This is a genomic window from Achromobacter piechaudii NBRC 102461 (assembly GCF_001571245.1).
Taxonomy (GTDB): Bacteria; Pseudomonadota; Gammaproteobacteria; order Burkholderiales; family Burkholderiaceae_B; genus Achromobacter; species Achromobacter piechaudii.
This window is the reverse complement of record NZ_BCTK01000007.1, coordinates 66,062-92,226: the sequence shown is the minus strand read 5'-3', so window position 1 is coordinate 92,226 and position 26,165 is coordinate 66,062. Positions and strand designations below refer to the sequence as shown.

At 66.1% G+C, this 26,165-nt stretch carries 28 protein-coding genes and 1 tRNA gene; 13 read left to right on the top strand and 16 right to left on the bottom strand.

The window, feature by feature from the left end; translation table 11 throughout:
- Positions 1-8: 8 nt before the first annotated feature.
- The 5 genes from API01S_RS18175 to API01S_RS18155 form a co-directional block, all read right to left on the bottom strand.
- Positions 9-971: a Bug family tripartite tricarboxylate transporter substrate binding protein gene (locus tag API01S_RS18175; RefSeq protein WP_061305713.1), complete on the bottom strand. Its 963-nt coding sequence runs from the start codon at positions 969-971 to the stop codon at positions 9-11.
- Positions 972-1,004: 33 nt separating this feature from the next.
- On the bottom strand, positions 1,005-1,742 hold the full coding sequence (locus API01S_RS18170) for a 3-oxoacid CoA-transferase subunit B (RefSeq protein WP_061305861.1): 738 nt from the start codon (positions 1,740-1,742) through the stop codon (positions 1,005-1,007).
- 16 nt (positions 1,743-1,758) lie between these two features.
- Positions 1,759-2,424, bottom strand: a complete 666-nt coding sequence (locus API01S_RS18165; protein WP_006217047.1) for a 3-oxoacid CoA-transferase subunit A — start codon at positions 2,422-2,424, stop codon at positions 1,759-1,761.
- The gene (locus API01S_RS18160) at positions 2,425-3,393 is read right to left on the bottom strand and encodes a Bug family tripartite tricarboxylate transporter substrate binding protein (RefSeq protein ID WP_061305710.1); all 969 of its coding nucleotides are present in this window, start codon (positions 3,391-3,393) and stop codon (positions 2,425-2,427) included.
- 182 nt (positions 3,394-3,575) lie between these two features.
- A complete protein-coding gene (locus API01S_RS18155) occupies positions 3,576-4,478 on the bottom strand; it encodes an NAD(P)/FAD-dependent oxidoreductase (protein ID WP_050730527.1) in 903 nt (300 codons plus the stop codon).
- A 123-nt stretch (positions 4,479-4,601) separates the two neighbouring features.
- On the opposite strand from API01S_RS18155, the gene folB reads away from it, so the two are divergent.
- Together folB and ttcA are read left to right on the top strand one after the other, a co-directional pair.
- Entirely contained in the window at positions 4,602-4,961 is a 360-nt protein-coding gene (gene folB, locus API01S_RS18150; RefSeq protein ID WP_006217044.1) for a dihydroneopterin aldolase, read from the top strand.
- Between the two features lie 2 nt (positions 4,962-4,963).
- On the top strand, positions 4,964-5,935 hold the full coding sequence (gene ttcA / locus API01S_RS18145) for a tRNA 2-thiocytidine(32) synthetase TtcA (RefSeq protein ID WP_061305707.1): 972 nt from the start codon (positions 4,964-4,966) through the stop codon (positions 5,933-5,935).
- A gap of 69 nt (positions 5,936-6,004) precedes the next feature.
- Here the strand turns inward: ttcA and API01S_RS18140 are convergent, their stop codons facing one another.
- The 5 genes from API01S_RS18140 to apaG form a co-directional block, all read right to left on the bottom strand.
- Complete coding sequence (locus API01S_RS18140; RefSeq protein WP_039882647.1) at positions 6,005-6,961, bottom strand: D-2-hydroxyacid dehydrogenase family protein; 957 nt, start codon at positions 6,959-6,961, stop codon at positions 6,005-6,007.
- 64 nt (positions 6,962-7,025) lie between these two features.
- On the bottom strand, positions 7,026-7,817 hold the full coding sequence (locus tag API01S_RS18135; protein ID WP_061305705.1) for a DsbC family protein: 792 nt from the start codon (positions 7,815-7,817) through the stop codon (positions 7,026-7,028).
- A gap of 154 nt (positions 7,818-7,971) precedes the next feature.
- Entirely contained in the window at positions 7,972-9,141 is a 1,170-nt protein-coding gene (locus API01S_RS18130) for a UbiH/UbiF family hydroxylase (protein ID WP_061305703.1), read from the bottom strand.
- Complete coding sequence (gene mltA / locus API01S_RS18125; protein WP_050730523.1) at positions 9,138-10,439, bottom strand: murein transglycosylase A; 1,302 nt, start codon at positions 10,437-10,439, stop codon at positions 9,138-9,140. Before mltA ends, API01S_RS18130 begins: the two co-directional genes overlap by 4 nt.
- 35 nt (positions 10,440-10,474) lie before the next feature.
- Complete coding sequence (gene apaG / locus API01S_RS18120; protein ID WP_039882644.1) at positions 10,475-10,849, bottom strand: Co2+/Mg2+ efflux protein ApaG; 375 nt, start codon at positions 10,847-10,849, stop codon at positions 10,475-10,477.
- Between the two features lie 128 nt (positions 10,850-10,977).
- Between apaG and rpe the strand changes: the two genes are divergently transcribed.
- The 6 genes from rpe (at position 10,978) to trpC (ending at position 16,663) form a co-directional block, all read left to right on the top strand.
- Positions 10,978-11,706, top strand: coding sequence for a ribulose-phosphate 3-epimerase (gene rpe, locus API01S_RS18115; protein WP_006217036.1), 729 nt, complete (start codon positions 10,978-10,980; stop codon positions 11,704-11,706).
- Positions 11,707-11,724: 18 nt separating this feature from the next.
- Positions 11,725-12,432 carry a phosphoglycolate phosphatase gene (locus API01S_RS18110; RefSeq protein ID WP_006217035.1) on the top strand — a complete coding sequence of 236 codons (708 nt, stop codon included), beginning with the start codon at positions 11,725-11,727 and terminating at the stop codon, positions 12,430-12,432.
- Between the two features lie 266 nt (positions 12,433-12,698).
- Positions 12,699-14,219 carry an anthranilate synthase component I gene (trpE, locus tag API01S_RS18105; protein WP_061305701.1) on the top strand — a complete coding sequence of 507 codons (1,521 nt, stop codon included), beginning with the start codon at positions 12,699-12,701 and terminating at the stop codon, positions 14,217-14,219.
- Positions 14,220-14,262: 43 nt separating this feature from the next.
- Entirely contained in the window at positions 14,263-14,829 is a 567-nt protein-coding gene (locus tag API01S_RS18100; protein ID WP_006217033.1) for an aminodeoxychorismate/anthranilate synthase component II, read from the top strand.
- A 17-nt stretch (positions 14,830-14,846) separates the two neighbouring features.
- A complete protein-coding gene (gene trpD, locus API01S_RS18095) occupies positions 14,847-15,878 on the top strand; it encodes an anthranilate phosphoribosyltransferase (protein ID WP_050730521.1) in 1,032 nt (343 codons plus the stop codon).
- Positions 15,875-16,663, top strand: coding sequence for an indole-3-glycerol phosphate synthase TrpC (gene trpC, locus API01S_RS18090; protein ID WP_006217031.1), 789 nt, complete (start codon positions 15,875-15,877; stop codon positions 16,661-16,663). The genes trpD and trpC overlap by 4 nt, the downstream gene beginning before the upstream one ends.
- 92 nt (positions 16,664-16,755) lie before the next feature.
- On the opposite strand, the gene API01S_RS18085 is transcribed toward trpC, so the two are convergent.
- Positions 16,756-18,645: a sigma-54-dependent Fis family transcriptional regulator gene (locus API01S_RS18085; RefSeq protein ID WP_061305699.1), complete on the bottom strand. Its 1,890-nt coding sequence runs from the start codon at positions 18,643-18,645 to the stop codon at positions 16,756-16,758.
- A 295-nt stretch (positions 18,646-18,940) separates the two neighbouring features.
- Here API01S_RS18085 and adh point away from each other — a divergent pair, with 295 nt between their 5' ends.
- Together adh and API01S_RS18075 are read left to right on the top strand one after the other, a co-directional pair.
- Positions 18,941-20,470 (top strand): aldehyde dehydrogenase, encoded by a 1,530-nt coding sequence (gene adh / locus API01S_RS18080; RefSeq protein ID WP_061305697.1) that lies wholly within the window; start codon positions 18,941-18,943, stop codon positions 20,468-20,470.
- A gap of 93 nt (positions 20,471-20,563) precedes the next feature.
- Positions 20,564-20,941, top strand: a complete 378-nt coding sequence (locus API01S_RS18075; protein WP_039882642.1) for a DUF779 domain-containing protein — start codon at positions 20,564-20,566, stop codon at positions 20,939-20,941.
- On the opposite strand, the gene API01S_RS18070 is transcribed toward API01S_RS18075, so the two are convergent.
- From API01S_RS18070 to API01S_RS18060, 3 genes are read right to left on the bottom strand one after another with little or no spacing between them, the layout of a single operon-like run.
- A complete protein-coding gene (locus API01S_RS18070) occupies positions 20,928-21,113 on the bottom strand; it encodes a hypothetical protein (protein WP_050730516.1) in 186 nt (61 codons plus the stop codon). The two genes, API01S_RS18075 and API01S_RS18070, sit on opposite strands and share 14 nt — an antisense overlap.
- A 51-nt stretch (positions 21,114-21,164) precedes the next feature.
- The gene (locus API01S_RS18065) at positions 21,165-21,794 is read right to left on the bottom strand and encodes a 2-hydroxychromene-2-carboxylate isomerase (RefSeq protein ID WP_061305695.1); all 630 of its coding nucleotides are present in this window, start codon (positions 21,792-21,794) and stop codon (positions 21,165-21,167) included.
- A gap of 3 nt (positions 21,795-21,797) precedes the next feature.
- Positions 21,798-22,046 carry a DUF2917 domain-containing protein gene (locus API01S_RS18060; protein WP_050730514.1) on the bottom strand — a complete coding sequence of 83 codons (249 nt, stop codon included), beginning with the start codon at positions 22,044-22,046 and terminating at the stop codon, positions 21,798-21,800.
- 141 nt (positions 22,047-22,187) lie between these two features.
- On the opposite strand from API01S_RS18060, the gene API01S_RS18055 reads away from it, so the two are divergent.
- A complete protein-coding gene (locus API01S_RS18055; protein WP_061305693.1) occupies positions 22,188-23,105 on the top strand; it encodes a LysR substrate-binding domain-containing protein in 918 nt (305 codons plus the stop codon).
- Between the two features lie 18 nt (positions 23,106-23,123).
- Here API01S_RS18055 and selD read toward each other — a convergent pair whose 3' ends face one another.
- Entirely contained in the window at positions 23,124-24,185 is a 1,062-nt protein-coding gene (selD, locus tag API01S_RS18050; protein WP_061305691.1) for a selenide, water dikinase SelD, read from the bottom strand.
- A gap of 166 nt (positions 24,186-24,351) precedes the next feature.
- On the opposite strand from selD, the gene API01S_RS18045 reads away from it, so the two are divergent.
- A complete protein-coding gene (locus tag API01S_RS18045; RefSeq protein ID WP_061305690.1) occupies positions 24,352-25,455 on the top strand; it encodes a transglutaminase-like domain-containing protein in 1,104 nt (367 codons plus the stop codon).
- 19 nt (positions 25,456-25,474) lie between these two features.
- Positions 25,475-26,014: a TlpA disulfide reductase family protein gene (locus API01S_RS18040; RefSeq protein WP_006217018.1), complete on the top strand. Its 540-nt coding sequence runs from the start codon at positions 25,475-25,477 to the stop codon at positions 26,012-26,014.
- A gap of 50 nt (positions 26,015-26,064) precedes the next feature.
- On the opposite strand, the gene API01S_RS18035 is transcribed toward API01S_RS18040, so the two are convergent.
- Positions 26,065-26,160: transfer RNA gene (locus API01S_RS18035), tRNA-Sec, on the bottom strand.
- Positions 26,161-26,165 lie beyond the last annotated feature (5 nt).

The following is a 26,165-nucleotide window of genomic DNA, read 5'->3' as shown; positions in this document are numbered from 1 at the left end:
CCGACGCCTCAATTCACCTTAGCGCCCGAGCGCTCGACCGCCTGCTTCCAGGTTTGCAGTTCACGGTTGATATGGCTGGCGAAGGCTTCCGGCGTAGAGCCCACCGTCTCGTAGCCATAGCCCGCCAACTGCTGCTTGAGCGCGGGCACCGCCACGGCCTGGGCAATGCCCTGGCTCAAGGCGTTGACCACCGCGGGCGGCGTGCCTGCCGGCGCCAGCACGCCATACCAGCCGTTCACCACGAAACCCGGCACGCTTTCCGCAACGGTCGGCACGTCCGGCAGCAAAGGCGAGCGGCGTTCGCCCGTGACCGCGATGGCCTTCAGCTTGCCCGCCTGCACCTGCGGCAGCGACGTCGAAATGCTGTCGAACATCAACGACACCTCGCCGCCCAGCAGGGCGACGACGGCCGGACCGCTACCTTTGTACGGCACGTGCATCATGTCGACACCGGTCTGGTTCTTGAACATCTCGGCGGCCAGATGGCTGGTATTGCCGTTGCCGGCCGACGCGAAACTGAGTTTGCCCGGATGGCTTTTGCCATAGGCGATTAGTTCGGGAATGGTGTTGGCGGGCGTGGACAACGGAGCGGCCACCAGCATGGGCAAGGTCGCCACCAACGATACCGGCGCAAAATCCTTCTTCGTGTCGTACGGCAGCGAGGGGTACAGGCTGGGGTTGATGGCATGCGCTGCCAGCACCATCAGCAAGGTGTAGCCATCGGGCTTGGCCCGCGCCAGTTGCGCCGACGCGATTGCCCCGCCCGCGCCCGGCTTGTATTCCAGCACCACCGGCTGGCCCCACTTCTTCTGCAACTCCGCGCCCAGCGGCCGCGCGAGCATGTCGGCGCTGCCGCCCGGAGGATACGGAATCAACAGCGTGATGGGCTTGTCGGGATAGGTGGACGCGGCATGCGCGCCACTCATGGCCGCCAGGCCAAGCACGGTTGCGGCCAGCATTGAACGAATCATCGAAGTCTCCTTGCCCAGGCAGGGCTCAACGCGTCAGGCGTAGCGCGGCGCGCCAGCCGGATCCAGCACGATCGTGCGCGGCGCGGCGGGAAAGATCAGCGGCGCCTCGGTCACCGAGCGCAGAAAGGCTTCGGTGACGCCGGCGACCATCGCATGGACCGCCAAGCCCGCGGGCGTCACGTCGATCACCGCCAGATCGGTGTAGATGCGTGTCACCACGCCCTTGCCGGTCAGCGGATAGGAGCACTGCCGCAGCAGCTTCGGCGTACCGTCGCGGCCCCGATGCTCCATCGTGACCAGCACCTGCTTGGCGCCCACCGCCAGGTCCATCGCGCCGCCCACGGCGGGAATGGCGTCGGCCGCGTCGGTCTTCCAGTTGGCCAGATCGCCTTTTTCGGATACCTGGAACGCACCCAGCACGGCATAGTCCAGATGGCCGCCGCGCATCATCGCGAACGACACCGTGTGCTCCGTGATGGACGCGCCATCCAGCAAGGTGATGGGTTGGCGGCTGGCGTTGATCAGGTCGGGGTCCACGTCCTTGCCGCTGGCGGCCGGGCCCATGCCCAGGATGCCGTTTTCGCTATGCAGCAGGATGTCTTTGTCGGGCGGAAGATAGTCGCCCACCAGCGTCGGCATGCCGATGCCCAGGTTCACGATGGAACCATCGGGGATGTCGCTGGCCAGCAGTTGCGCGATCTGCTGGCGGGTCAAGCCGGCGACGGGCTGCTGCGACTGCGTGTTGTGCAATTGCGTGCCTTGCGTTTGCATTTGCGTACCCTGCATGTCAGCCCTCCACCCGCACCACGGATTTGACGAAGATGCCCTGCGTCATGACCTGTTCCGGCACGAACGTGCCCAGCGGCACGATCTCGTCCACCTGCGCGATGGCGTGGCCGGCCGCCATGCACATCACCGGATTGAAGTTGCGCGCCGCGTGGCGGTACATCAGGTTGCCCCAGCGGTCGCCCAGGTGAGCGCGTATCAAGGCATAGTCGCCGCGCAGCGGTTGTTCGAGCACGTAGCCCACGCCGTCGATCACTTCCTGTTTGCGGCCTTCTGCCAGCTCGGTGCCGTAGCCGGTAGGCGTGTAGAACGGCCCCAGGCCCGCGCCCGCCGCGCGCAGCCGTTCGGCCAGGGTGCCTTGCGGCACGCATTCCAATTCGACCTCGCCGGCGCGATAGGCGCGCGCGAAGGCCTCGGAATTGGGCGGTCGGGGATGCGAGCAGATGATTTTTCTGACCTGCTTGCGGATCAGCAGCGCGGCGATACCGCGTTCAAAGGTGCCGGCATTGTTCGAGATGATGGTCAGGTCGCGCCTCCCCGAATCGGCCAGGCATTGCAGTAATTCGTAGGGCACGCCCGCCTCGCCGAAGCCGCCCACCAACACGGATGCGCCATCGGGAATGGCATCCACGGCCTCGGCCATGGACGCTTGGATCTTGTCGATCATCTATTGCTCCTGGGCCAGTCCGGCCGTGTCCACGATCTGTTTCCAGCGCGTGCGTTCCTGGTCGATGAAGGCCGAGAATTCAGCCGGCGTGTTGCCGCCCGCCTGGCCGCCCATGGACTTGAAGCGGCCGCTGATGTCAGGGCTGCGCACCACGTCGCGCGTGGCGGCGTAGAGTTTGTCGATCACCTCTGGTGGGGTGCCGGCCGGCGCGATCAATCCGAACCAAGCGGTGACCACCATGTCGCGCACGCCGGCCTCGGCCATCGTGGGCACGTCCGGCAACTCGGCCAGCCGCTGATCGCTGGTGACGGCCAGCGCGCGCAGCTTGCCCGACTGGATGTAGGGCATCGAACTGGGCAGGTTGTCGATCATGAAGGTGAACTGCTGGCCCAGCAGCGCGGCCACGGCGGGGCCCGCGCCCTTGTACGGAATATGCGTGCCGGCCACGCCCGCGCGTTGCTTGAAGAGTTCGCCAGACAGATGCGGCGATTGACCCGCGCCGGAGCTGCCGAACGACACCTGCGTCGGATCGCGCCGAGCTTGCGCCTGCAGGTCGGCGACGCTGCGCACGGGCGATGCCGCATTCACGACCAGCACGTTGGGCACCGAGATCACCAGCGTGACCGGAGCGAAATCGGCGGCCTGGTAGGGCAGCGTTTTGTACAGCGCGTAGTTGATGGCGTTGGGTCCGATGTTGCCCATCAGCAGCGTGTAGCCGTCGGGCTTGGCGCGCGCCAGCGTCTGCGCGCCGATGATGCCGGCCGCACCGGCGCGGTTCTCGACGATGATCTGCTGGCCCAGCTTGCCCGCGAGCTTGTCGGCGATCAGCCGCGCCGAGATGTCGGTGGTGCCGCCGGGCGCTGCCGGAATGATCAGGGTGATCGGCCGATCCGGCCAGGCGGCATGGGCCGGAGCCGCGATGGCGGCTGCCACCACGCCCGCGGCCAGCCAGCGATGCGCTTGCAACATGCTTGTCTCCGAACGCGGTCATGGATGACCAACTTGTCGGGCAAGTGTGTGCGCCGCGCAGGCAAATGCCAATTCTGCAATCTGGAGGACAGGCTTCGCCTGCGCTTAACGCCGCGCGGGGCAAGCCGCATCGGGACGATCAGCCCGACCGCGCTGCGCCGGAAGACGCATGCCTTGCGGGTTCAGTCGCCCGCGCGTTCCCAGCGGCGCTGGATGGCCTTGGCCGCCACCACGCCATCGGCCATCGACGTCACCACGCAGGGATGCATGCGGTGGGCCACTTCGCCGATGGCGTAGATGTCCGGCACGCTGGTCTGCGCGGTGGCGAAGTCGGTGCGGATGTAGCCGCGCTCGTCGCGCGCCAGTTGCAGGCCATCGGCGAATGCGGCTTGCGGCTCCCAGCCGTAGAACACCAGGATCAGGTCGTACTGCTGGCCGTCGACGCTGCGGCGGGCGGGGTCGACGGTGTAGGGGCCGATGCGCACGCCTTCGCGGCCGGCTCGCGTGACCCATTGCTGCTGGGCGCGGACGCTGCGGGCATACAGATGCACGGCGCGGGCGCCGCGATTGCGCACATAGACGTAGTTTTCAAAGGCGTTGTCGCCGCCGCCCAGCACCGCTACCGACAGGCCGGAATAGTCTTGCGCGACGATGGGCGAGCCCGGCCCGACCAGCACGCCAGGCCACGACGCGCCGGCAGGATGATCCGGCAACCCCTTGGCGCGCACGCCCGAAGCAATGACCAGCGCGCGGCCCCGCACCTGGCTCTGGCTGCCGTCGGCGGCGGCCAGCGTGGCCTGGATGCCGCCCTTGCAGGGCAGCACGTCGACGACGCGGGTCTGCATGCGCAGCGGCACATTGGCGGCGCGCACGCTGGTGTCGATGTTGGCGGCCACCTGTTGACCGGTCATCCCGGGCAGCACGGCGATCCAGTCGTCGGCGAACGGGTTGTCCTGGGCCAGGCCGCCCAGCTGGGCGCTGGCCTCGATTAATATTGGGGACAAACCAAGCCTGGCCAGCCAGAGGGCGCAGGACGCGCCGGCCGGGCCGCCGCCTACAATGACCGCATCGTGCATGTGTTGCATTTCCACCCTTATCGACCGCGCCGGCGCCTCACGGGCGCCCGGACGTGGCGCAATTGTAGCCAGCGCGCCGCCCCCGATCCGCCGTCCCCTTACAATTCCGGCTGTCCCACCCAGGTTTTCATCATGCCCACACGTCGCATCATCCTTTCCGGGCTTGCGCTCGACGCCCGCATCGGCATCCTCGAACACGAGCGCCGCGCCACCCAGCCCCTGCATGTCGACGCCGAGTTCGATGTGGACATCCAGCGTTCGGTGGACGACCACGATATCCACAGCGTGCTGGACTACCGCCGTCTGCGCGAGGCCATCGTCGAGGAATGCACGCAGGCGCATGTGAACCTGATCGAAACCCTGTCCGAACAAGTCGCCGCGCGCCTGTTGGCCGACTTCCAGGAAATCCGCTCGCTGCGCTTGCGCATCAGCAAGCCCATGGCCTTTTCCGACTGCGCGGCGGTAGGCGTGGAAATCCAGATCACGCGTTGACCATGAACGATATCGCCCCGCCCCCCGCCGTCCGCTTTCGCACCGAAGCCGAAGAAAAGGCCCGCCACGAAGGCAACAAGCTGACCAAGCGCCTGGCGCGCGAAACGACGCGCGCCCTGTCCGACTACAACATGATCGAAGAAGGCGACCGCGTGATGGTCTGCCTGTCGGGCGGCAAGGATTCCTATGCGATGCTGGACATCCTGCTGCAACTGCAAAAGCGCGCGCCGTTCAAGTTCGAGCTGATTGCCGTCAACCTGGACCAGAAGCAGCCCGGTTTTCCCGACCACATCCTGCCCCAGTATCTGAAAGATCTGGGCGTGCCCTTCCACATCGAGACGCAGGACACGTATTCCATCGTCACGCGCGTGCTGGAAGAAGGCAAGACGATGTGCTCGCTCTGTTCGCGCTTGCGGCGCGGCATCCTGTACCGCGTCGCCTCTGAACTGGGCGCCACGAAGATCGCGCTGGGCCACCACCGCGACGACATCCTGGCCACGTTCTTCCTGAACCTGTTCTATGGCGGCAAGGCCAAGGGCATGCCGCCCAAGCTGGTGTCCGACGACGGCCGCCACACCGTGATCCGCCCGCTGGCCTATGTAGCCGAGACGGACCTGATCGCCTACGCCGAACTCAAGCAATTCCCCATCATCCCGTGCAATCTTTGCGGCTCTCAGGAAAACCTGAAGCGCAAGGAAGTGGGTCGGATGATCAAGGATTGGGACAAGCAGCATCCGGGCCGTTCGTGGAACGTGTTCAACGCCTTGTCCCGCGTGGTGCCGTCGCACCTGATGGACCGCGACCTGTTCGATTTCGTCGGCTTGAAGCCCACGGGCGTGCCGGACGCCAATGGCGACACCGCGTTCGACGCGGTCGACCCGGATGAGAACGCCGACGAAGCCTGCGGCGATACGCCGCAAGCCTCCGAGGCGAACGGCATTGTCGAGAAAAAGGTGATGTTTACGCGCGGATAAGGCGATTGGGGCGAGGCCGATCCCGGGTAGTACCGGGACCGCTTGCCACGCCACCGCCAGCGCGACGCGCTACGCGTTCAGGACGCGGATGGGCTTGCCGGCGCGGAACGCCTTCACCGCATCCAGGGCGTTCTGGTAGAACGCCTCGAAGTTCTCTCGGCTGACGTAGCCCAGGTGCGGCGTCAGGATCACATTGTCCAGGTCGCGCACGCTGTCGGTAGGCGACAGGGGCTCTTCGGGATACACGTCCAGCCCCGCGCCGGCCAGCCGGAATTTCACCAGCGCGTCCATCAGCGCTTCGTTGTCCACCAGCCCGGCGCGCGACGTATTCACCAGATAGGCAGTCGGCTTCATCGCGGCCAGCGCGGCCGCGTCCACCACGTGGCGGCTGCGTTCGGACAGGATCAAATGCAGGCTGACTACGTCGGACGTGGCGAACAGCGTGTGCTTGTCCACGCGCTTGACCCCGGCCGCTTCGGCGCGTTCGTCCGTCAGGTTGGGGCTCCAGGCCACCACGTCCATGCCGAAGGCCAGGCCCACCTTCGCCACTGCGGCACCCAGCTTGCCCAGGCCCAGCACGCCAAGGCGCTTGCCGGCCAAAGGTTCGGGCATGCCGGTTTGCCACATGCCGCGCCGCATGGCCGCGTCTTCGGCGGGCAGATGCTTGAATAAACCCAGGATGTGCGCCCAGGCCAGCTCGGCCGTGGCGGTATTGGCGTCGGCGCTGCCGGGCGCGCCGCAGACGACGATGCCCTGCTCCGTGCAGGCCTGCATGTCGATCGCGTTGTTGCGCATGCCGGTGGTGATCAAGAGCCGCAGGCGCGGCAAGGCGCGGATGCGTTCGGCGGGGAACGGCGTGCGTTCGCGCATCGCCACGATCACGTCGAAGGGCTCCAACGTGGCCTCGACCTGTTCGGTCGGAATGAAGTTGTTGAAGACCTGCACCTCGGCGTCACCGCCCAGCGAGGGCCAATCTGCATAACGCCGTGCTACGTCGTGGTAATCGTCGAGTATTGCGATTTTCAAGAGTCGTCTCCGGGTGGCAAGGCGCATGCCGCGCCAGCCACCCGGCCGGCGCGATCCGCGCCGGTCAGTTCAAGCGTTCTTTCAGTTGGTCCAGCGGAATGGCGCCGCTGACGCGTCCGCCATCGGCAAAGATCAGCGTGGGCGTGCCACGCACCATCAGGCGGTGGCCCAGCGCAAGCAGCTTGTCTTCAGGCACGTCGCAGTTGGCGGTGGCCGGCTTCTTGTTGCGCACCATCCAGTCGTCCCAGGTCTTGCCCTGGTCTTTCGAGCACCAGACATCGCGGACCTTGTCCTTGGAATCCGGCGAAAGAATCGGGTACATGAAGGTGTAGACGGTGACGTCGGTCAGGTCTTCCATGGTTTTGCGCAGCTGCTTGCAATAGCCGCAGTTCGGATCTTCGAAGATAGCGACCTTTTTCGCGCCGGTGCCCTTGACCTGCTTGATGGCCAGATCCAGCGGCAGCTCGTCGAACGAGACGGCGCTGAGTTTTTCCTGCGCCTCGCGCGTGACATCGCGGCGAGTCATGGCGTCTATCAACGGACCTTCCATGACCCAGGTGACCTTTTCATCCGTGTAGAGCAGGTCCATGCCCAGCTGCACTTCGAAAATGCCGTAAGGCGTCAGGCGCACGGCGGTCACGTCCATGCCATTGAAGCGTTGCTCGAAACGTTCCTTGACGGCGTCCAGCTGCGCGGTCGAAACGCTCTTTTCGCCCTTGCCGGGCTGGCCGACCGAATCCGTGGAAACGGCCTTGCCTTGGGCGGGCGCCTGCGCCAGCGCGGGCGCGGGCGCAGCCAAGCCCAGCCCGCCGGCAAGAAAACAAGCCGCCAACGCGGCGGATATGCGGAAACTCATGGGTGCTCCTGTACTTATCGTGTTCTTTGGGGGAAAGCGTAACTCATCCGGCAGGGAGCCGGGCCCGACGAAATGCCGGAGCACGCGGAAAGGAGAAGTGTTATTCAGACGCCTTCTGCCTCTCAAGGTTCCAAAAGAAAACCTCAAAGCCGCGTCAGTTGGCCGAAGCCCCGGCGATCAGTCGGCGCTTGATGAGCGGCGTCTTTTCCACCCAGTGCATGCCCGCGTTTCTCAGCCACACCAGCGGGGTCGCGTGCGAGGCGAAAAGCTTGTGCAGCCCGTCGGTAGCCAGGCGCATCGCCAGCACCGGTTCGGCACGCGCGCGCTGGTAACGGTGCAGCACGCGGATGTCGCCCGCCGAGCGGTAGGGTTCGCGGCCGGCGACCGTGCGGGCCAGCGCCTCGACGTCGCCCAGACCCAGGTTCAGCCCTTGCCCGGCCAGGGGATGCAGCCGGTGCGCGGCGTCGCCCGCCAGCGCGATGCCGGGCGCCACCATCTGCGCGCGTTCCAGCGTCAGCGGAAAACCGTGCAGCTTGCTGCGCACTTTCAGCCGGCCCAGCCGGCCCTCGGACGCATCGGCCAGCAGGGTTTCCAGCCGCGCCGATTGCTCGTCGGCAGACAGGGCCAGCAGCGCCTGCGCCAATTCGCTGCGCATGGACCACACCATCGACACCTGCGGGCCGTCGGCCGTGTCGGGCAGCGGCAGCAGCGCCAGTACGCCATCGTCGCGGAACCACTGGATGGCGGTGCCGTGGTGGGCGTGCTCGGCGTCCAGGTGCACCACCAGGCCCGTGTCGTTGTACGAGACGGCGTCGTGCTTCAAGCCGGCCGCCGTGCGCAGCGGCGAGGCCGCGCCATCGGCGCCCACGAACAGTTCGGCCTGGATACGCGCGCCGCTTTCGGTATCGACCGCGCCATCCTGATAGCCGGTGCAGCGGTCTTCCAGCCAGGGGATGCCGAACATCCGCACCGCCTGGATCAATACGCGCTCTATTTCGCCGGACTCGACGATCCAGGCCAGTTGCGGCAACGCGGCCTGCCAGGCGTTCAGGTTGACCTGCCCGTCGGCATCGCCGTGGATCTCCATGGCCTGGACCGGCATCAGCCGGGCGGCGGGCATGGCGTCCCAGACGCCCAGATCCGCCAGGAAACGCTGGCTGGCGGGCGAGATGGCGTAGACGCGCGGATGGAAATGGTTCGGATCAGCCGCGGGCACGGACGAACGCGGCGCCAGCACGGCGACGCGCTGACCGCGCCGGGCCAGAGCCAGGGCGGTGGACAGGCCGACGATGCCGGCCCCGCAAACGATGATTTGATGGCTCATCTTGCCGAGGGCTCCCCAGCTTGCTTGGGCCACAGCACCCACATCTGGCCCCGTTGTTTCATGCGGCCCGCCTGTTGGCCGGCCTCTTCGCCATAACCCCAGTAGAAGTCGGCGCGCGCGGCGCCCCGGATGGCCGTGCCCGTGTCCTGCGCGAACACCAGCCTTTGCAGCGGGCGGTCGGAGGCCGGGAAGGTGGTGGCCAGGTAGACCGGGGTGCCCAGGGGCACGAAGGTGGCGTCCACGGCGATCGAGCGCTTGGGTGCCAGCGGAATCGCGTACGCGCCCTTCGGCCCCTGTTCGGGGTCGATGACCGGTTCTTCGCGGAAGAAGACGACGGCCGGGTTGGCGTTCAGCATCTCGGGCACGCGCTTCGGATTGCGCTGCGCCCAGGCGCGGATGTTCTGCATGGACGCCTGATCGGCGGTCAGCTCGCCCCGGTCGATCAGCCAGCGGCCGATGGACGCATAGGGTTGGCCGTTGTGGTCGGCATAGGCCACGCGGATGGTCTTGCCGGCATCGGGCCCGTCGGTCAGCTGGACGCGTCCCGAGCCTTGCACCTGGAGGAAGAAGTTATCCACCGGGTCGTCCACCCAAACCACGACGGGCGGCTTGCGGCCGGACGATTCGATCGCGGCGCGGGTGTCGTAGGGCACCACGCGCTTGCCGTCCAGCTTGCCGCGCACCCGCTTGCCGGCCAGATCGGGATAGACCGAACCCAGATCGATGGTCAGCAGGTCGGCCGGCACGGCGTACAGCGGCCATTGGTAATTGCCGCCCTGGCGACGCGATCCGCGCACCAGGGGTTCGTAGTAACCGGTGACCGTGTTGGCGGCGGGCTTGCCGTCCGGCGCGTTCAAGCGCCACGGTTGCAGATAGGTTTGCAGGAAGCGGCGCACGCTTTCGCCGTCACCGGCTGCCGGCGCGCGCGCCGGATCGACGGCGGCGGCGCATACGGGCTGCCAGGCGCGCGGGGTGGCGCGGGACGGCGCGGCCAGGTTGCCGCTGGTCGGCCGCATCAGGCCCTTGCAATTACGCAGGAACAGCGGCCAGAACTGGTTCAGGTCGTCGGCGGTCCAGCCGGGCATTTCGGCCCAGGTGCCGGCCTTGAACTTGCCGGCCAGCGCGCGCGGCGGGGTATCGGGCAGCGCAGACAACGGCGGCACCACCAGGGGGCCGTCGGCGGCCGGGGCGCGCGTGCCGGGCGTACCGGGCTCGCCGGGACCAGGAGGAATTTCAGAGGGCGTGGAGCATGCCGCCAGCAGAATCGGCAGCAGGGACAGACAGAGGATGCGCTTCATGAGCTAAGAAAAAAACGGGCGACGGGCGGGGCCATTCAATGCAGGGTGCGAGGCATGGCCAGGACGAATTCGGAGATCGGCACTTCGAACGGAATGCCGTTCTCGCCGACGCAGTGGTAGGTGCCGCGCATCGTGCCCACGGGGGTGGGCAGCGGACAGCCGCTGGTGTATTCGAAGGTTTCGCCGGGCGCAAGCAAGGGTTGCTGGCCCACGATGCCCAGCCCGCGCACTTCCTGCACGCGCTGGTTGCCATCGGTGATGATCCAGTGGCGGCTGATCACCTGGGCGGGATGTTCGCCGGTGTTGGTGATGCGGACGGTATAGGCAAACACGAATTGCTGTTCGCCGGGATCGGACTGTTCAGGCACGAAGCGCGGAGAGACAGAGACGCTCAGGTCGTAAGGTTTCACAGTCCTTCCCTGTGTGGCTGGACGCGCGAGCCGGAGATCGGCGCCGGGCGTTTGAAAGACGCAGATTTCGGACCCGCGGTACCGGGCCATTCCCGAACCCGAGCCTCAAGCTGCAATAATGGCACATTATGCCTTCCCCAATCCCGAACATCATGTCTACCTCCACGGCCTCCACCCGCATCACCCCCAGTATCCTGTCGGCTGACTTCGCCCGCCTGGGCGAGGAAGTCCGCAACGTCGTCGCCGCTGGCGCCGACTGGATCCACGTGGACGTGATGGACAACCACTATGTCCCCAACCTGACCATCGGCCCGATGGTGTGCGCGGCGATCCGCCCCCACGTGCAGGTGCCGATCGACGTGCATCTGATGGTCGAGCCGGTGGACGACCTGGTCCCGATGTTTGCGAAGGCGGGCGCCGACTACATCAGCTTCCACCCTGACGCCAGCCGCCACGTGGACCGCACGCTGTCCCTGATTCGCGAAAACGGCTGCAAGGCCGGCCTGGTCTTCAACCCGGCCACTCCCTTGAGCTACCTGGATTACGTCATGGACAAGATCGACCTGATCCTGATCATGTCGGTGAACCCGGGCTTTGGCGGCCAGAGCTTCATTCCCGGCACGCTGACCAAGCTGCGCGAGGCACGCGCCCGGATCGACGCCTGGACCCAGGCGGGCGGCCAGGAAATCGTGCTGCAAGTGGACGGCGGCGTCAAAATCGACAACATCGCCGAGATCCGCCGCGCCGGCGCCGACACCTTCGTGGCCGGCTCCGCCATTTTCGGCAAGCCCGATTACGCCGGCATCATCAAATCCATGCGCGAACAGATCGCCATTGGCGAAACCATCGCCGCCTAAGTTGCAGGAATCATCGACATGACCGCTTTTCGCGCCGCGCTGCTGGACCTGGACGGCACCCTGCTGGACTCCATCCCCGACCTGGCCTTCGCCGCCAACGCCATGCGCGTGGACCTGGGCATGACCGTGCTGCGCGAAGACGTGGTCGCCACGTTCGTCGGCAAGGGCGTGGACAACCTTGTGCGCCGCAGCCTGGCGGGCAGCCTGGACGCCCCCGACCCGTCGGCCGAAGAATTCGCCCGGGCGCGTGAATCCTTCTACCGCCACTATCACCTGGTCAACGGCGAGCGCGCGCAGATCTACCCCGGGGTGATCGACGGCTTGAAGCACATGCGCGACCAGGGCCTGAAGCTGGCCGTGGTCACCAACAAGCCCACCGAATTCACGCTGCCGCTCCTGCAACGCACCGGCCTGGCCGGCTTTTTCGACGCAGTCGTCTGCGGCGATACCTGCGTGCGCCGCAAGCCGGATCCCGACCAGGTGCTGCATGCCTGCGACCTGCTGGGCGTAGAAGTGACCGAAGCCGTCACCATCGGCGACTCGATCAACGACGCCCAGGCGGGCCGCACGGCCGGCACGCAGGTGCTGGTGGTGCCGTATGGCTACAACGAAGGTCGTGACGTGCGGGAGCTGGATGTCGATGGTATAGTTGACACGCTTGTGAACGCCGCTCAGTGGGTTGCGCTCTGGAACCAAAACCAGAACGCCGCGAAAATCGCCTCCTGATCTGCGTCGGCAACACTGAAAACGAACCCGCAAAAAATACCCGGATCAATGAACGCTTCTCCCCAGAACCAAATGCTCGGCGCCTCGTGGCGCTGGTGGCGTTTGTCTTCCGGGTGGCGATGATCCCTCCCGGCCCTGGACGCGTATGCCGCCTAGTGCCGTAGCTGTGTAAACACAGAGCCAAGCCCGGAACCAGTAACCTGGACCGGGCTTTTTTGTTGTGCTCCCGGTCCAAAGCAAATCAAACATCGCTGACGAGACCCGACATGACCGAAATCGAATTCAAGGCCCTGGCCGCACAAGGCTACAACCGCATCCCGCTGGTGGCCGAAACCTACGCTGACCTGGATACCCCGCTGGGCATCTACCTGAAGCTGGCGCACGCCGGTTCTCAGGCCGGCCGCATGACCTGCCTGATGGAATCCGTGGTGGGCGGCGAACGCTTCGGCCGCTATTCCTTCATCGGCCTGCCGGCCCGCACCGTGATCCGCGCCAGCGGCACGCTGACGGAAGTGCTGCATGACGGCAAGGTCGTGGAAACGCACGAAGGCGACCCGCTGGCCTTCATCGAGCAATACCAAAGCCGCTTCAAGGTGGCGCTGCGTCCGGGCATGCCGCGTTTTTGCGGCGGCCTGGCCGGCTACTTCGGCTATGACACCGTGCGCCACATCGAGCCCTGCCTGGGTCCGGCCGTCAAACCGTTTCCAGCGGGCATGGAAGGCGGTACTCCTGACCTGATGCTGATGCACGTGGACGAATTGGTCATCGTGGACAACCTGGCCGGCCGCATCTACCTGATGGTGTACGCCGATCCCAGCCAGCCCGAAGCCTACAGCCGTGCCCACCAGCGTCTGCTCGATCTGCGCGCCCGCCTGCGACGCCCCGTGGAGATCCCATACAGCCACGCCAGCATGCAGACCGAAGAGCGCCGCGATTTCAAGAAGGAAGACTATCTGGCGGCCGTGCACCGCGCCAAGGAACACATTGCCGCCGGCGACCTGATGCAGGTGCAGATCGGCCAGGTCATCGCCAAGCCTTTCCGCGATTCGCCGCTGTCGCTCTACCGCGCGCTGCGCTCGCTGAACCCCTCGCCCTACATGTACTTCTGGAACTTCGGCGATTTCCAGGTCGTGGGCGCATCGCCCGAGATCCTGGTGCGCCAGGAACGCATCGTCGACAACGGCGTGCCCAAGTCGCAGATCACCATCCGCCCGCTGGCCGGCACGCGCAAGCGCGGCGCAACCCCCGAGGAAGACGCCGCCCTGGCCGCCGAATTGAAGGCCGATCCCAAGGAAGTGGCCGAACACGTCATGCTGATCGACCTGGCGCGCAATGACGTGGGCCGCGTGGCCGAAGTGGGCTCCGTGAAGGTCAGCGACACCATGGTCATCGAACGCTATTCGCACGTGATGCACCTGGTGTCCAACGTCACCGGCAACCTGAACCCCGGCATGAGCAGCATGGACGTGCTGCGCGCTTCCTTCCCGGCCGGCACCCTGACGGGCGCGCCCAAGGTCGAGGCCATGAAGATCATCGACGAACTCGAACCCGTGCGCCGCGGCATCTACGGCGGCGCGGCCGGCTACCTCAGCTACGGCGGTGAAATGGACGTGGCCATCGCCATCCGCACCGGCGTCATCAAGGACGGCACGTTGTACGTGCAGGCCGCGGCCGGCATCGTGGCCGATTCCAACCCCGAAGCCGAATACGCGGAAACCGAAGCCAAGGCGCGCGCCGTCCTGCGTGCCGCCGAGCAGGTCCAGCACGGCCTGGACGAACCCATCTGATTCCGGCCACGGCCGAACGCCCCCTGCCCGCACGGAGAAAAAAATGCTGTTGATGATTGATAACTACGATTCGTTTACCTACAACCTGGTCCAGTACTTCGGCGAACTGGGCGAAGACGTGCGCGTGGCGCGCAACGACCAGATCACGCTGGAGGAAATCGCCGCGCTGAACCCGGACCGCATCTGCGTGTCGCCCGGCCCGTGCTCGCCGGCAGAGGCCGGCATCTCGGTCGCCGCGATCCAGGCATTCGCCGGCAAGAAGCCCATCCTGGGCGTGTGCCTGGGCCATCAGGCAATTGGCGCGGCCTACGGCGGCGACATCGTGCGCGCGCAGCAGATCATGCACGGCAAGACGGTGCGGATCTCGCACACGGGCACCGACATCTTCAAGGACCTGCCCACGCCCTACACCGTGATCCGTTACAACTCGCTGACCATCGACCCCGCCACCCTGCCCGACTGCCTGGCAGTGACGGCCACGGCGCCCGATGGCGACATCATGGGCGTGCGTCACAAGACCCTGCCGCTGTACGGGGTACAGTTTCATCCCGAGTCCGTGCTCAGCGAACACGGCCATGCCCTGCTGCGCAATTTTCTGAACCTCGCCTAAGACAAGAAGGACGCATCGTGACCATTTCCCCCACCGAAGCCCTGACGCGCTGCATTGAACACCGCGAAATTTTCCACGACGAAATGCTGCATCTGATGCGCATGCTGATGCGCGGCGAGATGTCGCCGCAGATTGCCAGCGCGCTCTTGATGGGCCTGCGCGTGAAAAAGGAAACCATCGGCGAAATCACGGCGGCCGCGCAGGTCATGCGCGAATTCGCCACGCCGGTAGTCACTCCCAATCCGCAAGACCTGCTGGACATGTGCGGCACGGGCGGCGACGGCAGCCACACCTTCAATATCTCGACCACCGCCATGTTCGTGGCAGCGGCGGCCGGCGTGCCGATCGCCAAACACGGCAACCGCAGCGCCTCGTCCTCCAGCGGCAGCGCCGACGTGCTGGAAGCCCTGGGCGCAAATCTGGTCCTGTCGCCGGAAGAAGTGGCCGAGTGCATTGCCGCCACCGGCATCGGCTTCATGTTCGCGCCCGCGCACCACGGCGCGATGAAGAACGTGGCGGCCGTGCGCAAGGAACTGGCCGTGCGTACCATCTTCAACATCCTCGGCCCGCTGACCAATCCGGCAGGCGCCGCGAATCAGCTGATGGGTGTGTTCCACCCCGACCTGGTCGGCATCCAGGTGCGCGTGCTGGAACGCCTGGGTTCGCGCCACGTGCTGGTGGTGCACGGCAAGGACGGCATGGACGAAGCCTCGCTGGGCGGCGCCACGCTGGTGGGCGAGCTGAAAGATGGTCAAATACGGGAATATGAAATCCATCCCGAAGACTACGGGCTATCCATGATGTCCAACCGGTCCATCAAGGTGTCCAATCGCGAGCAGTCACGCGAACTTGTCATCGAGGCGCTGGAAAATGTCGAGGGCACGGCCCGCGACATCGTCGCCCTGAATGCAGGCCTGGCCATCTACGCCGGCAATAAAGCCGATTCCATTCCCGAAGCCTTAGCGCTAGCATTTGAAATGATCGCAACCGGCGCGGCGCGAGCCAAGCTGGAAGAATTCTGCGCATATACCCGGAAATTCCAGAAATGAACGATATTCTCGCGAAGATCCTCGCCGTCAAGGTTGAGGAAGTCGCCGCCGCTCGCCAGATGCGCAGCGAAGCCGAAGTCCTGCGTGAAGCGCAGGCGCGCCAGGATGTGCGCGGTTTTGCACAAGCCATCGAAGACAAGATTTCGCAGGGCAAGGCCGGCGTCATCGCTGAAATCAAGAAAGCATCGCCGTCCAAGGGCGTGCTGCGCGACACCTTCGCCCCCGCAGAGATCGCCTCGTCCTATGCCGTGCATGGCGCGGCCTGCCTGTCGGTGCTGACCGACGTGCAATTTTTCCAGGGTTCACACGACCACTTGCGCCAGGCGCGCGCGGCTTGCTCGCTGCCGGTGCTGCGCAAGGATTTCGTGATCGATTCGTATCAGATCATCGCCGCCCGCGCGATGGGTGCTGACTGCGTGCTGCTGATCGTGGCCGCATTGACGCCGTCGCAACTGCGCGACTACGAAACGCTGGCGATGGAACTGGGCATGGATGTGCTGGTGGAAGTGCATGACGCACGCGAACTCGATGTCGCGCTGACGATGAAGACGCCGCTTCTGGGCATCAACAATCGCAACCTGCGCACCTTCGAGACCAGCCTGAACAACACGCTGGACCTCTTGCCCAACATTCCCGCGGGCAAGCGTGTCGTGACTGAAAGCGGCATCCTCAAGCCGGAAGACGTCAAGCTGATGCGCGACCACAAGGTCAACGCCTTTTTGGTGGGCGAAGCCTTCATGCGCGCCAAGGACCCCGGCGCGGAACTCGCGCGCCTCGTAGGCTAAAGCGCCAGCGGTCAGGGCCCGTTTTTGACGGGTCTCCCGGCGCGTCTCTCAGCGCGTTTTTGCGACGCGCTCCTTGCCTGCCTCTTGCAACGCTATCTCGGGCGCGACGCACCCAGAGTACCCGCGCGCCGATACACCGTGCTGCGGTGCACACCCAATGCACGCGCGGCGCGGCTGACATTGCCACCGTGCGCGGCCAGCGCGTCGCGTATGGCTGCATCCGTCAACGATTGCAGATCCGCCGCCCCGCCGTCTGGCGCAGGCGGAGCCTCCAACGCGCGGCATGCGCCAGAAGGCTGCGACAGTTCAGCGGGCAGCATGTCCGCATCCACCACGCCCGACGGGCCGGCCAATACGTGCAAGGTGCGCAACACCGCCGCCAGTTGGCGGTAGTTGCCCGGCCACGAATACGCGGCAAGCCGCGCTTCGATGGCGGGCGGCAGCGCCGGCCCCGGGCCTTGCGCCGCCCACAATGCGCGCAGCAATTCCAGGCGATCGGGTCGCGCGCGCAGCGGCGTCAGCGTGACCGTGTATTCGGCGATACGGAAATACAGGTCGGGGCGTACCGGCGCGTCGGCCCCCTCGTGGGCCAAGGGCCGATGGGTGGCGCAGACCAGCGCAAAATCCACCAGCACCGGACGCGCCGCGCCCAACGGCGAGACCTCGCGCGTTTGCAACACGCGCAGCAGGCGCGATTGCAGCAGCAGCGGCATATCGCCGATTTCATCCAGGAACAAGACGCCGCCATGCGCCTGGCGCAGCAGGCCCTTGCTGCCTTGCCGGCGCGCGCCGGTGAAGGCGCCTTCTTCGTAGCCAAACAGTTCGGATTCGATCAGGCTTTCAGGCAAAGCGGCGCAGTTCACCGCCACGAAGGGGCCGGATGCGCGCTTGCCGCGTGCATGCAGCTGCCGCGCAAACACTTCTTTGCCTACGCCCGTTTCGCCTTGCAGCAGGATGGACACGCCCGCATCCGACAGATGCACGGCGCGGGCCAGCGCGCCCAGGGTTGCGGCGTCGAAACTGGGCGTGGCCGGACGCGGCGCGCCCACGGGCGGCAAGGCCGGCGTCACGGGTTGCGGCGCACGCGAGCGCGGCATGCGCAGCCGCGCGTGATAGCTCATGCCCGCGCGCGTGTGCACGCGGCCAGCGGCGTCGGGGCAATGTTCAAGTTCGCCGTCGAACACATCGCCATAGCGGTACACGCCCAATGCCGTAGCGGCCAGCCCCAGCGCTTGCAAGGCGCGCCGATTCGCGCCGATCAGCACATCGCCCTGAAAGGCCAGCAGCCCTTCACCCGGCGCGCCCAGGCCCGAGTGAGCATCGTGCAGCCGCAGCACGGCGTGGTGCGCATAGGCCTGCTCAAACAAGCGATGTTCGATCATGTCCACCGCCGCGCGCACCAGTTCAAGCACGTCGGGACGGATGTCGCGCGCCTGGCTGGATAAATCCAGCACGCCCAGCGTGCGCCCCTCGTTGTCGGTGATGGGCACCGCCGCGCAGGTCAGGATGCGATTGGGTTCAAAGTAATGTTCCGCGCCATGGACGGTGATCGGGCGGCCCTCGACCAGCGCCGTGCCGATGGCGTTGGTGCCGGCTGCGGCCTCGTCCCAGGGCGCGCCGGGCATCAGCGCCACGCGCGAGGCGCGGCTGGCAAACGCCGCATCGCCGTCGCTATCGAGCACCAGCCCCTGAGCGTCGGACAGAATGACCAGATTGCCGCTGCCTCCTGCCTCGCGGCGCAGGTATGACAAGGCGGGCTCGGACAGGCGGCGCAGCGCTTCGTTGCGCTGCTGGGCCTCGCGCAGTTCGCCTTGGGTCATGAGTTCGGCGCGCCGCACGCCCCGCATGTCGAAGCCCAGGTCGGCGCAGCGACGCCAGGATCGCAAGATGGGTTCAGCGACGATGCCGCCGGGCACCGCTCCCTGCTGGTTGAACAGCAGGCGCGCTTGCGTCAGCGCCTGCTGACGGGAACGAGTGGCCATGCGTGTCTCCTAGGACAGGCGTTCTGCGACACCTGTTCCGCGACAATGTCGCAAAAAACGGCATTGAATGTCGTCTCATGCCGCGCCTGCTACGCGGGCCGCTGCCCTGGCAGGGTGGCGTTGCCCGGGGAAGGCCGGGTCAAGCATCGACCACGGCAGCCCTGTTGCACGGGTAAGTCAACTTTCGCACGCGAGGGCGCGCGCTGTCCAGCGGGGAAGCCCGCAGCTTGGCATGCTCTTTGCTTGATAGGGGTTAGGCAGTCGACTGCCGCTATCCCACATATCGGAGACAAGCATGGACATCGCGACCCGCATCACCCCGGACACGTATGGCACTCGTCTGGACCTGAAAACGCAGTACGACAATTTCATCGACGGCAAGTGGCAAAAGCCGGCCGACGGCGAGTACTTCGACAACGTCACGCCGGTAACCGGCCAGGTGCTGACGCGCAATGCGCGTTCGAAGGAGCGCGATGTGGAAATGGCGCTGGACGCCGCACACCGCGCCGCGCCGAAATGGGGAGCGACCCCGGCTGCCGAACGCGCGCGCATGCTGATGCAGATCGCCGACGTGATGGAAGCCAATCTGGAACGCCTGGCTACGGCCGAGACCTGGGACAACGGCAAGCCGATCCGCGAAGCACGCGCCGCCGACATCCCGCTGGCGATCGACCACTTCCGCTACTTCGCCTCATGCATCCGCAGCCAGGAAGGCGGGCTGTCGGAAATCGACAGCGACACGGTGGCCTATCACTTCAACGAACCGCTGGGCGTGGTCGGCCAGATCATTCCGTGGAACTTCCCCATCCTGATGGCCGCGTGGAAGCTGGCGCCGGCATTGGCCGCCGGCAATTGCGTGGTGCTCAAGCCGGCCGAACAGACGCCGCTGGGGATCCTGCTGTTGATGGAACTGATCGGTGACATCCTGCCCCCGGGCGTGCTGAACGTGGTGACGGGCTTTGGCCTGGAGGCCGGCAAGCCGCTGGCTTCCAGCAAGCGCATCGCCAAGATCGCCTTCACCGGCGAGACCACCACGGGCCGGCTGATCATGCAGTACGCGTCGCAGAACATCATCCCCGTCACGCTGGAGCTGGGCGGCAAGTCGCCCAACATCTTTTTCGCCGACGTGGCGGCGCAGGATGACGACTTCCTGGACAAGGCGATCGAAGGCTTCGTGATGTTCGCGCTGAACCAGGGCGAGGTGTGCACGTGCCCCAGCCGCGCGCTGATCCAGGAATCGCTGTACGACAAATTCATGGAGCGTGCGCTCAAGCGCGTGGCCCAGATCAAGCAGGGCAACCCCCTGGACGGCGACACGATGCTGGGCGCGCAGGCGTCCACCGAGCAGCTGGAAAAAATCCTGTCGTACCTGGACATCGGCAAGCAGGAAGGCGCCGAGGTGTTGGCGGGCGGATCGCGCGCGCAGATGCAGGGCGCCCTGGAAAGCGGCTACTACGTGCAGCCCACCGTCTTCAAGGGCCACAACAAGATGCGCGTGTTCCAGGAGGAAATCTTCGGGCCGGTCGTGGCGGTGACCACGTTCAAGGATGCGGACGACGCGCTGGCATTGGCTAACGACACGCTCTATGGCCTGGGTGCGGGCGTGTGGTCGCGCGATGCAAACACGTGCTATCGGATGGGCCGCGCGATCAAGGCGGGCCGCGTGTGGACGAACTGCTATCACGCCTATCCCGCGCATGCGGCGTTTGGCGGATACAAGCAGTCGGGCATCGGACGCGAGAATCACAAGATGATGCTCAACCACTATCAGCAGACGAAGAATCTGCTGGTCAGCTATTCGCCGAAGAAGCTGGGTTTCTTCTGATCCACTGCGTGCGAACCGTGTGACCAGACGCGCCGGGCCTGCGGGCCCGGCGCGTTGGCCCGCTTGATCGCAGATCGAAACCAGGAAGACGCCATGGATGAACCCACCCCTCGCGTAGTCGCGACGGACGCGGCACGCGAGTTGATCGACACCTTGCGCGCCAAGCACGGCCCTTTGATGTTCCACCAGTCGGGCGGATGCTGCGACGGCAGCTCCCCCATGTGCTACGCCCAGGGCGAGTTCATGGTAGGCGGCTCGGACGTGCTGCTGGGCCAACTGGAGGGCTGCCCGTTCTACATGGGCGAAGACCAGTTCGCGTATTGGGAGCACACGCAGCTCATCATCGACGCCGTGCCCGGGCGCGGCGGCGCATTTTCGCTGGACAGCGCGGAAGGCAAACGCTTCCTGCTGCGCTCGCGCCTTTACTCGGACGACGAATGGGCGCGCGTCGCGCCCGTCACGAAGGGGTGACGGGATCGTCCTTGGCGGTGCCGGAATCTGCGTCGTCAGCGCGCGGGTCTTGGCCATGGACGACGCGATTCCATTGGAAAACGACGCGCCGTATCCGCGCGGCGCGAAACTGCGTGAACGAACGGCCGCCCGGCATGGGCGCGCCGCGATAGGCATTGCTGGCGTTTTTCATTGCTGACTGCGGTGACAAAAAAATCGGAACTCGGGGCAAGCCTCGCGCCGTTCAGACGCTGGCCGGCACGGGGCGGCGCGCCCATTGCAGCGCGTCTTCCAGACGATCGTTGCCCCAGAACATTTCGGTGCCCACGAAGAAGGTGGGCGCACCGAACAAACCCAGATCGCGCGCCCGGTCCACCTGGCGGCGCAGCGCTTCCTTGGCGGCTTCGGACTTGGCGCGGGCGATCAGCGCATCGGCATCCAGCGACAGGTCGGTCAGCAGATCGTGCACGACGTCTTCGGCCTGGATATCCAGGTCATGCTGGAAGTTGGCGCGAAAGACCGCCACGCAGAAATCCCGGCACCAGGTTTGATCCTGGCCCATCAGCGCGATGCGCGCGGGCAGCACGCTCATGCGCGGAAACAGGCGTGGGCGGTTATAGACCACGCCGTACTTGTCGGCCAGCCGGGCGATGTCGCGCATCATGTAGGCGCCCTTGCCGGGAAACAGCCGGAACGGCGTGTCGTTCCACCCTTGCGCCTGGAAGATCGGCCCCAGCAGGAAGGGGCGCAGGTCCACTCGCACACCGGCCTCTTCTGCCAGGGCCTCGACGCGCTCGATGGCCAGGTAGCTGTACGGGCTGGCGAAATCGAACCACATCTGCATGCGCGGTGTGTCGGTCAAAGGCGCGGTCATTTCTCAAGGCTCCGGCTGGGAAAGTAGCGCGACCTGCGCATCCGGCAGGCCGCTGAGCACGACGTCGCGATCGCTACCGACGGTCAGGCAGTCGCCTGCCTGGAGCACGCTGTCATCGAAACGGCGGTACTCGGAGATCCACACCGTGCCGGATCGGCACACGATGCGCACGCCCGAGGCCCGCCTGAGCAGCATAGTCGAGCCACTGGCCAAACGGAATGACATTCCCGTGGTGCAGCGCAACTGGATCATGGCAACTCCCGGCCGCCGCGGCGGCGATCACGTTGGACACTCAGCCTGGGGCCTGGTCCTACGTCGCATGGTTCCTATTGAACGCTGCCGGCGTACTATTGCTCAAGCAACATTTCCGTCCAACACGCATGAGTTTTGCGAATGCCATATCCGCTTTCGAAACTTCCTCCGCTGGATCTGGTGCGCGGCTTTGTCGCCGTGGGCCGGCGCATGAGCATCACGTTGGCCGCCGAGGACCTGCATGTGACGCAATCGGCAGTCAGCCGACAGATCCGCGCGCTGGAAGATCATCTGGGCGTGCCCTTGCTGGTGCGCGGCTTTCGCAGCGTGTCATTCACGTCGGAAGGCGCGCAACTCTTTCGCATGGCGGACGCGTGGTTGAGCCAACTGGGCGACCTGACCGAACAGCTGCGCGCCCCCGAGCGGCGCACCCCCGTCACCGTCACCACCACGATCGGCGTGGCCTCGTTGTGGCTGCTGCCCCGGCTGGGCGACTTCCAGGCCGCGCATCCACAGATCGACGTGCGCGTGGCGGCCGACAACCGGCTGATCGACATCGACCGTGAAAGCGTGGACATCGCCATCCGCTACAGCCCGGCAGACATGGTGCCGGACGGCGCCGCCTGGCTCTTCGGGGAATCGGTGATGCCGGTGGCGCACCCGTCGCTCCAGGCGGGCGAACTGGACGAGCGCGAATTGCAGCGCCATGTACTGCTGGAATTCGATGACCCCACGCGGCCGTGGCTGCAATGGTCGGAATGGCTGACCGCGCGCGGCCTGGGCCGCACGCGCGCCAAGGGCATGCTGCGCTTCAATCAATACGACCAGATCGTGCTGGCGGCGTTGGCGGGCCATGGCATCGCGCTGGGCAGGCTGGCGCTGATTGCGCCGATGCTGGCCGATGGACGTTTGCAAGCGGTGGGCGGCGAGGCGGCGCTGGCCACCGATCATGCCTACTGGCTGGTGCGCAACGCGCGGCGCAGCACGCCGGATGCCGATGTGGTGGCGCAATGGCTGATCGAGCAGGCCGCCGCCACGGCGCGCGACCTGGGGGTTTGAAGCGCCAGCGCCGCGTCGTCAGTCGATCTGCACCCGCGCCTCGCCGGCGACCATCTCGCCGATGATCGCCGCCTGATCGAAACCATGATCATGAAACAGCGCCAGCACCGCGTCAGCGGCTTCCGGCGCGCAGGACACGAGCAGGCCGCCCGAGGTTTGCGGGTCGGTCAGTAATGCGCGTTGCGTGTCGGTCACGCGAGCGCCCAACCGCACGGATTCGCCATACGACGCCCAGTTGCGACCCGATGCGCCGGTGATCACGCCGTCCTTGGCGAAGGCTTGCACGCCGGGCAGCCACGGCAGCGCGTCCAGCCGCAAGCGCGCGGTCAGGTTGGCGCCGCGCGCCATTTCCAACGCATGGCCGGCCAGCCCGAAGCCGGTTACGTCCGTCACGGCATGCACACCGTCCAGCGCCGCCAGGGCGGGCCCCGGCCGGTTCAAGCGGGTCGTCGTGTCGATCATCACGCGGTAGCCGGCCTCATCCAGCAGGTTCTTTTTCAGCGCGGCCGACAGGATGCCCACGCCCAGCGCCTTGCCCAGGATCAGCACGTCGCCTGCGCGCGCATCGGCGTTGCGCTTGACGCGGCTGGGGTGCACCAGGCCCATCACCGCCAGGCCATAGATGGGCTCGACCGAATCGATACTGTGGCCGCCCGCCACCGGGATGCCCGCGTCCGCGCAGACGGACTCGCCACCGCGTAGGATGTCGGCGATGACGCTATGCGGCAGCACATTGATAGGCATGCCGACGATGGCCAGCGCCATGATGGGCGTGCCGCCCATCGCGTACACGTCCGACAGCGCGTTGGTCGCCGCAATGCGGCCGAAATCATGCGGGTCGTCCACGATGGGCATGAAGAAATCGGTGGTGGCGATCAGCGCCTGCTCGTCGTTGAGCCGGTAGACCGCCGCGTCGTCGGCGGTTTCGGTGCCCACCATCAGGTTGGGATAGCTTGCGGCGGGGCCGAAGCGCTTGAGCAGTTCAGATAGAACGCCCGGCGCGATCTTGCAGCCGCAGCCGCCTCCGTGCGAAAGCGAAGTCAAGCGCGGCACGGCCGCGGTCGCTACATCCTGGGTCATTTCGGTCTCCGGAGAACGGTAAAAAAGGATAGCATCGGCCCCGCCCTTGGCCCTATGATGTTTCGGCGGTATGCATCATGCAAGTATGCGTTGAATTTCGTAGCAACGGACGGCCGCCCGGCCCCGGGCGCACCGACAGCCAATCTTCACCGTGCGTGAGGGCTCTATGGATCGCCGGCATTTTCTTCAATTGACAGGCGCGTTGTGCGCCGCTTCCACCACCGCATTGCCCCAGGTGTTGCGCGCGCAGCAAGCGCCCGTCACCGCCGGCTGGCGCGGCTTCGAACTGACCTCCGACATCAGCGTGACCGATCCCGGCGCCCACGCGCGCATCTGGATTCCGGTGCCCTACGCCACCGACACCGATTACCAGCGCGGCGTCGCAACCACCTGGAACGTCAGCGGTAACGGTACCGCCCAGTTGATGCGGGCGCCCGGCTACGACGTGCAGATGCTGGCCGTGCAATGGCCCGACAGCAACACGCCCCGCAGCGTGACGGTGACCAGCCGCTTCGAGACCCGCAACCGCCGCGTGGACCTGACGCGCCCGCCTGCGGCGGACGCCGCGCGGGAAGACCCGGCGACGCTGCGCGAATTCGTGCAGCCCACCGCGCTGTTGCCCACGGACGGCATCGTCAAGACCACCGCCGACCAGATCACGCGCGGCCATCGTGGCGACCTGGCGCGCGCCCGCGCCATCTATGAATGGGTGGTCGAGAACACTTGCCGCACTGCCGCAACGCGCGGCTGTGGCGTAGGCGACGTGCGCTACATGCTTGCCGCCAATGACCTGAACGGCAAATGCGCCGACATCAACGCGCTGTTCGTGGCCCTGGCGCGCGCCGCCGGCATTCCCGCCCGCGACGCCTACGGCGTGCGCGTGGCCAATTCCGAACTGGGCTACAAAAGCCTGGGCAAGGCGGGCGACGTCACCAAGGCGCAGCACTGCCGCGCCGAGTTCTATGCCGCCGGCTACGGCTGGATTCCCGTCGACCCCGCCGACGTGCGCAAGGTGATGCTGGAAGAGCCGCCCGGAGAACTGCCGTTGACCGACGCCAAGGTGCGCGCGGCCCGCGTCATGCTGTTCGGCGCCTGGGAAATGAACTGGGTGGCCTACAACCACGGCCATGACGTGGTGCTGCCAGGCTCGGCGCACGACCCCGTGCCTTTCCTGATGTATCCCAATGGCGAAACCAGCGCGGGCCGGCTCGACAGCCTGGACCCCGACAGCTTCCGCTACCGCCTCACCGCCAAGCCTGTTTCCGTCTGACCCGACGAAGGACGCCGCCTTGATCAGCCGCCGCCGTTTGCTTGAATCCGGCCTGTTGTTGGCGGCGCTGCCGCAGTGGGCCAGGGCCGCCGACGATTCCGCGCTGAAAACCGCCACGGGCCCTGACTGGGCTCCGTGGACCGCGCCGACGCCCCCGCTGGTGCTGCCAGACCTGTCCGGCCGCGAGCACAAGCTGTCGGCCTGGCGCGGCAGCGTGACCATCGTCAGCTTCTGGGCGACCTGGTGCGAACCGTGCCGCGATGAATTCCCATTGATGTCGACGATGGTGAAGCGGCATCGTGAAGAAGGCCTGCGGATGATCGCCGTCAACGTGGGCGAGGCGCTGGGCAAGGTGTCGACCTTCCTGTCGAAGATCCCCGTGGCTGGCACGGTGCTGCATGACCGCAACAGCGCCGTCTCCAAGAAGTGGGAAGCGATCGGGCTGCCCGCCAACTACCTGGTGGACCGTGGTGGGTCGATCCGGTATTGGCATCTGGGCGAGCTGGATTGGAAGTCGGATCGCGTGACGGGCGTGGTGACGCGCTTGCTGCGCGTCTAGCCTGTGCGCCCGATCGGGCGGGATGCGCACTGCACCCAAGCCAAAAGAAATGGCGGAAGGCAGCAGGAGTCGAACCTACCTGGGAACGTCTGACGCCCCCAACTGGGTTTGAAGCCCAGCCGTACCGCCGGGCACGGATGCCTTCCTCGGC